Source organism: Pseudomonas sp. SDO55104_S430, from assembly GCF_054070595.1.
Genome location: NZ_JBSVXG010000274.1, coordinates 1 through 6,696, shown reverse-complemented (window position 1 = coordinate 6,696; position 6,696 = coordinate 1). Strand labels below are relative to the sequence as shown.

The window sequence follows — 6,696 nt, the reverse complement described above, 5'->3', positions numbered from 1 at the left end:
AGCGGAGTGTCAGTCGACGTATTTGGTGACTGACACGGCCTCTTCGCGAGCAAGCCCGCTCCCACACTGGATCTGCGGTGCTGATGGATCAGGTACGGAACCGCCGCACCAACCCATCCAGCTCATTGGACAACCCGGCCAGGCTCTGGGAATCCAGACGCGCCGAGTTCGCCAGTTCCGCCACCAACTGCGCATCACCATGGATCTGGCTGATGTGCCGGTTGATGTCTTCAGCCACCTGATGCTGCTGCTCCGCTGCGGTGGCGATCTGAGTGTTCATGTCGCGGATCACGTCCACCGATTCGCGGATCTGCCCGAAGCTGTTGCGGGCTTCGCCGATGCGCGTCACCGACTGCTGCGAAACTTCCAGACTGGCGTGCATCTGTTGCGTGACCTGGCTGGTGCGTTTGGCCAGGTTGCCCAGCAAACCGTCGATTTCCGCCGTGGAATCGGCGGTGCGCTTGGCCAGGGCCCGCACTTCGTCCGCCACCACCGCAAAACCGCGACCCTGCTCACCGGCACGTGCCGCTTCGATGGCCGCGTTCAGGGCCAGCAAGTTGGTCTGTTCGGCGATCGAACGGATGGTGCCGAGGATCGACTGAATATCGTTGCTGTCACGTTCCAGCTGCTGCATCGACTCGGCGGACTGTTCGATCTCCTGGCTCAGGCGATCCACGCTGCTCACCGCCGCGTCGATCTGCTGCTGGCCTTCACGGGCCTGACGCTGACCACTGTCGGCGGATTCTGCCGCCTGGCTGCAAGAGCGAGCGACTTCGTTGGCGGTGGCGACCATTTCGTGGAAGGCCGTGGACACCATGTCCACCGCTTCACGCTGACGCCCGGCCGCTTCGGCCATGTCGCTGGAGACCTGGGTCGAGCTCTTGGACGTGGCGAGGATCTTGGTCGCGGCGCCGCCGATGTTCTGGATCAGGTTGCGGATCGCCGCCAGGAACTGGTTGAACCAGTTGGCCAGTTGCGCGGTTTCGTCGCGGCCACGGATTTCCAGGCTCTTGGTCAGATCACCTTCTCCCTGGGCGATGCCTTCCAGGCCATCGGCCACACCACGGATCGGCCGTACGATGAGGCTGGCGAAACTGGCGCCGACCACAGCGAAGATCACGGCCAGCACGGCGGCGATGATCGCGATCAACCAGGTCAGCTGGGTCGCGGTGCTCATCACGTCGTTCTTCTTGATCAGGCCGATGAAGGTCCAGCCCAATTGCTCCGACGGCCAGACGTTGGCCATGTAGAGCTCGCCGTCGAGTTCGACTTCAAGCACGCCTTTGCCGGCCTTGGCCAATTGCGCGTAGCCGTCGCCGAGGCTGCCCAGGGCCTTGAAATTGTGCTCGGGCTTCTTCGGGTTGACCAGCACGGTGCCGGTATTTTCCAGCAGCATCAGGTAGCCGGTTTCACCCAGTTTGATCTGCTTGACCAGTTCGGTGAGCTGCTTGAGCGATACGTCGATACTGACCACGCCGCCGTTGGTGCCCAGCTTGTTGTCGATGGTGCGCACGGTGCTGACGTAGGTAGTGTCGTTCTGTGCCCAGTAGTAGGCCTCGGTGCGGAACGGCTTGCCCGGCTTGGCCTGGGCCGCCTTGTACCAGGGGCGCTGGCGCGGATCGTAATTGGTGAGCTTTTCATCGTCAGGCCACGACACATAGCCGCCGGCGGCGGTGCCGAGGATGGCGTAGGCGTAGGACGGATGAGCGTTGCCCAGGTCCTGCAGGAAAGTGAAGACCTTTTTGTCCATATCGCCCTTTGGCACGCTGTCGGCGTTGGCGCTCATGTAGGTCTTGATGCTGTCGTCGGAGTTCTTGATCAGCGGCTGGTTGGCCAGGTACTCGACGTTCTGGCTGATGCCGTCGAAGAACAGTTGCATGGCATTGCTGACCTGACGGATTTCGCGACCGCTGCTGTCGACGAATCCATCCAGGGCATCACTTCGCAAGTTCAGCACAACGAGGGTGGCGACCAGCACCACGGGCAAGCAGGCGATGATTGCAAACGCCCAGGTCAATTTCTGTTTGATGTTCATCCGCGCTCCAGATTTTCTTGTAAGCCCACGCAGTGCAGATGACTCGCGGTTTATTGGCAGCCGTATTTTTTTATGGCCCGGGTCCGTGGGGGCGACGTCCTCCTTCTGTAGGAAAGGATTGTCGGACAAATCAATTTGTCACTCAGGGCTTCGGCTGTTGTCGGAGGAAATTGAGGGCCGTTTGGAAAAATCCTGTAACAGTGGCGATTCGATGTCGGTTTCTGTCACAAATGCCCCTGTGACTCCCGGCTATCAAGTGCATCGGGCTCGGCTATGATCCGCCGCGGCCGCGGATGGTCCGCGGATTTTCGTGATAAAACCGGCACATTGTGTGCATCGGCATTGTTCACAGGTCGGCACCCCCTCCCCGCAAACGGAGGATTGCCGTATAACGAATGACTTTCGCGTGTTTGGTAATAAAGGACCCAGAATAAAAGCTGATGAAGACTCCAAAACGCATTGAACCCCTGATCGAAGACGGTCTGGTCGACGAAGTGCTGCGACCGCTCATGAGCGGGAAGGAAGCAGCTGTTTATGTGGTGCGCTGCGGCAATCAGTTGCGGTGCGCGAAAGTCTACAAGGAGGCGAACAAACGCAGTTTTCGCCAGGCGGCCGAGTATCAGGAAGGTCGCAAGGTGCGCAACAGCCGTCAGGCCCGGGCCATGGCCAAGGGTTCCAAGTTCGGCCGCAAGGAGGCCGAAGACGCGTGGCAGAACGCGGAAGTGGCAGCGCTGTTCCGGCTGGCCAATGCCGGTGTGCGGGTGCCCAAGCCGTATGACTTCCTCGAAGGCGTACTGCTGATGGAGTTGGTGGCCGACGAATACGGCGACGCCGCGCCGCGTTTGAACGACGTGGTGCTTGAGCCGGAACAGGCGCGCGAGTACCACGCCTTTCTGATATCGCAGATCGTGCTGATGCTGTGTACCGGTCTGGTGCACGGTGACCTCTCGGAGTTCAACGTGCTGTTGACCCCGACCGGCCCTGTGATCATCGACTTGCCGCAGGCGGTGGATGCAGCGGGCAATAACCACGCCTTCAGCATGCTGGAGCGGGATGTGGGCAACATGGCGGGTTACTTCGGACGGTTCGCGCCGGAGCTGAAGCAGACCCGTTATGCCAAGGAGATGTGGGCCTTGTATGAGGCTGGCACCTTGCACCCGGGCAGCGTCCTGACCGGCGAATTCGCCGATACGGAAGAACTGGCCGATGTCGGCGGTGTGATGCGCGAGATCGAAGCCGCACGCCGCGACGAGGAGCGCAAGCAGGCAGCCCGTGCGGCGGATGATGCACCGCCAAACAAAACCGAAGAACCGCCACCACCTTGGTTGCAGTGATCGGTTAAAACAGAAAACCGGCTTCGGCCGGTTTTTTTGTGGGCGGGCTGCAGATTCAGGATTGATGTTGCCTGACAGTCAGCCTTCGCGGGCAAGCCTCGCTCCTACAGTTTCTCAGGTTGTTCACAAAAATGGCGGCCACCCCAACCCCTTGTAGGAGCGAGGCTTGCCCGCGAAGACGATGTGTCAGGCAATCGAGATGTTGAAGCTGCCTGCCTCTTCGCGAGCAAGCTCGCTCCCACAGGGATTGGCGGTGTGCGCAGATTTCATGAACACCCACGACCACTGTGGGAGCGGGCTTGCCCGCGAAGAGGCCGGTACATTCAGCATCAATGCCTCAGGCCTGAACCGGAGCCGCACAACACCCCGACTCAAGATTCTTGAGAATCGGACAATCGGGCCGGTGGTCGCCCTGACAATGCTCCACCAGGTCCTGCAAGGTATCGCGCAACTGCCCCAACTCGCGGATTTTCTGGTTCAGTTCATCGATATGCTGTCGCGCCAGGGCTTTCACATCGGCACTGGCGCGCTGGCGGTCCTGCCAGAGGGTCAGCAGCTTGCCGACTTCCTCCAGGGAAAACCCCAGGTCCCGGGAGCGCTTGATGAACGCCAGGGTGTGCAAGTCGTCGTCGCCATACAACCGATAGCCGCTGTCAGTGCGATGGGCCGCCTTGAGCAGTCCGATGGACTCGTAATAACGGATCATCTTCGCGCTCAGGCCGCTGTGGCGGGCTGCTTGGCCGATGTTCATCGGTTGTCCTCCAGATCCTCGGGTTTCCAGGTTTTCAACAGTAGCGCATTGCTCACCACGCTCACACTCGACAAGGCCATCGCCGCGCCGGCCAACACCGGATTGAGGAAACCGAACGCTGCCAGAGGAATGCCGATCAAGTTATAGACGAACGCCCAGAACAGGTTTTGCCGGATCTTTGCGTAGGTCTTGCGGCTGATCTCCAATGCCGCCGGCACCAGTCGCGGATCGCCGCGCATCAGGGTGATGCCGGAGGCATGCATGGCCACGTCGGTGCCACCGCCCATGGCGATGCCGATATCCGCTGCCGCCAGCGCCGGCGCATCGTTGATGCCGTCGCCGACCATCGCCACCACACCGGATTTCTTCAATGCCGCAACTTCGGCCGCCTTGTCCGCCGGCAGCACCTCAGCGTGCACATTGCGGATGCCCAGCGCCTCGGCCACCACTTTGGCGCTGCCACGGTTGTCGCCTGTCAGCAGGTGGCTGGCGATCTGACGGGCGCCGAGTTGTTGCACGGCCTGCAGAGCGCCGGGTTTCAGAGTGTCGCCGAAAGCGAACAGGCCTAATACCTGCGGCGCAGGGCCTTGTTCGATCAACCAGGACAGGGTCCGGCCTTCGGCTTCCCACTCACTGGCGAGATCAGCCAGAGGCGCGGCGTTCAAACCGCTTTCCTCGAGCAAACGTCGATTACCCAATGCCAGGCGCCGACCCTCGAGGCTGCCGGCAATACCGCGTCCGGTCAGAGACTGGCTATCACTGACATCCGCCACGTCCAGACCCCGTTGCGCACATTCATCCAGCACGGCCTTGGCCAGCGGATGTTCGCTGCCGCGTTGCAGGGCACCGGCCAGTTGCAGCAATTTGGCGTCGTCACCATCAAGGGCCTTCAAGTGCGCGATGCGCGGGGTGCCCGACGTCAGGGTGCCGGTCTTGTCGAACACCACGGCGTTGACTTCGTGGGCGCGTTCCAAAGCTTCAGCGTCCTTGATCAGAATCCCGTAGCGCGCCGCCACCCCGGTACCGGCCATGATCGCCGTTGGCGTCGCCAGGCCCAGGGCGCAAGGGCAGGCGATCACCAGCACGGCGACGGCATTGATCAGCGCGGTTTCCAGCGGCGCGCCGTACAGCCACCAGCCGATCAGGGTCGCCAGGGCCAGCAACAGAACCACCGGGACGAAGATCTGGCTGACTTTATCCACAAGCTTCTGGATCGGCGCCTTGGCGGCCTGAGCGTCTTCCACCAGCCGAATGATCCTCGCCAGCACCGTTTCCGCACCGAGCGCCTGGGTCCGCACCAGCAACCGGCCCTCGCCATTGATCGCGCCGCCAGTGACCTTGTCGCCAGGTTGTTTGGGGACCGGCAGGCTTTCGCCGCTGATCAGCGCTTCGTCGGCATGGCTCTGGCCGTCGACCACTTCACCGTCCACCGGGAAGCGTTCGCCGGGTTTGACCAGCACCAGATCATGGAGGCGCAGGGCGCTGATCGCGACCTCCTGTTCGCGGCCGTCGATCACCTGAATCGCCCGCTCCGGGCGCAGCGCTTCCAGGGCGCGAATGGCGCTAGCGGTCTGGCGCTTGGCGCGGCTTTCCAGATATTTGCCCAGCAGCACCAGCGCAATCACCACCGCCGACGCTTCGAAATACAGATGTGGCATGCGCCCGGCGGCAGCGGCCCATTCATACAGGCTCAAGCCATAACCGGCGCTGGTGCCCAGGGCGACCAGCAGGTCCATGTTGCCGGCACCGGCACGCACGGCTTTCCACGCGGCGACATAGAACCGCGCGCCGAAGATGAATTGCACCGGCGTGGCCAGCGCGAACTGCGCCCAGGCCGGGAGCATCCAGTGCACGCCGAAGGGTTGCAGCAACATCGGCAAGACCAGCGGCAAGGCGAGGGCGATGGCCGCGATCAACGCCCAGCGTTCGCGGTGCAGGCGGGTTTGTTGAGTGTCCGATTGCGGATGGTCGGCTTGCCAGACGCTGGCGCTGTAACCGGCCTTGGTCACGGCGTCGATCAGGGATTGCGCATCGATCTGCCCGAGCAATTCCAGATGAGCGCGTTCGTTGGCCAGGTTGACGCTGACGGCTTTGACCCCCGGCACCTTGTTCAACGCGCGTTCGACGCGACCGACGCAGGAGGCGCAGGTCATGCCGTCAATGCTCAATTCAAGACTTTGCTGCGGAACGCTGTAACCGGCCTTGTGCACGGCGTCCATCAGTGCCGGAAGGCTATCGGCCGGCGCCTGGACCCGCGCCTGCTCGGTGGCCAGATTCACGCTGACGGCACTGGCGCCGATGACCTTGCTCAACGCCCGCTCGACACGCCCGGCGCAACTGGCGCAGGTCATGCCGGCAATCGGCAGATCGAAAGTGGTGGTGTCGGACATGGGGCACGCTCCCTGTAGAAGATGTCTACAGGATCAACCTTGCCATGCTGGCAAGGTCAAGTGCCTTGTTGAAGATCAAAAGATCGCAGCCTTCGGAGAAGTGGAGGTGTACCCAAAACACTGTGGGAGCGGGCTTGCTCGCGAAGGCGGAGTGTCAGGCGCCACCTGTGATGGGTGTGCCGGCCT

4 protein-coding genes and 1 pseudogene are annotated in these 6,696 nt (G+C 62.0%); 1 reads left to right on the top strand and 4 read right to left on the bottom strand.

Annotated features, from left to right (window positions below):
* Positions 1-88: 88 nt before the first annotated feature.
* A complete protein-coding gene (locus ACW9JE_RS27310) occupies positions 89-817 on the bottom strand; it encodes a methyl-accepting chemotaxis protein (protein WP_372242572.1) in 729 nt (242 codons plus the stop codon).
* A gap of 129 nt (positions 818-946) precedes the next feature.
* Positions 947-1,879 (bottom strand): annotated as a pseudogene (locus ACW9JE_RS27305) (cache domain-containing protein); the annotation flags it as partial.
* A gap of 596 nt (positions 1,880-2,475) precedes the next feature.
* Between ACW9JE_RS27305 and ACW9JE_RS27300 the strand changes: the two are divergent.
* Positions 2,476-3,369, top strand: coding sequence for a PA4780 family RIO1-like protein kinase (locus ACW9JE_RS27300; RefSeq protein WP_224536595.1), 894 nt, complete (start codon positions 2,476-2,478; stop codon positions 3,367-3,369).
* Between the two features lie 337 nt (positions 3,370-3,706).
* Here the strand turns inward: ACW9JE_RS27300 and cueR are convergent, their stop codons facing one another.
* Positions 3,707-4,120, bottom strand: a complete 414-nt coding sequence (gene cueR, locus ACW9JE_RS27295; protein WP_457434527.1) for a Cu(I)-responsive transcriptional regulator — start codon at positions 4,118-4,120, stop codon at positions 3,707-3,709.
* A complete protein-coding gene (locus ACW9JE_RS27290) occupies positions 4,117-6,510 on the bottom strand; it encodes a heavy metal translocating P-type ATPase (RefSeq protein WP_457434526.1) in 2,394 nt (797 codons plus the stop codon). Before ACW9JE_RS27290 ends, cueR begins: the two co-directional genes overlap by 4 nt.
* Between the last annotated feature and the right edge of the window lie 186 nt (positions 6,511-6,696).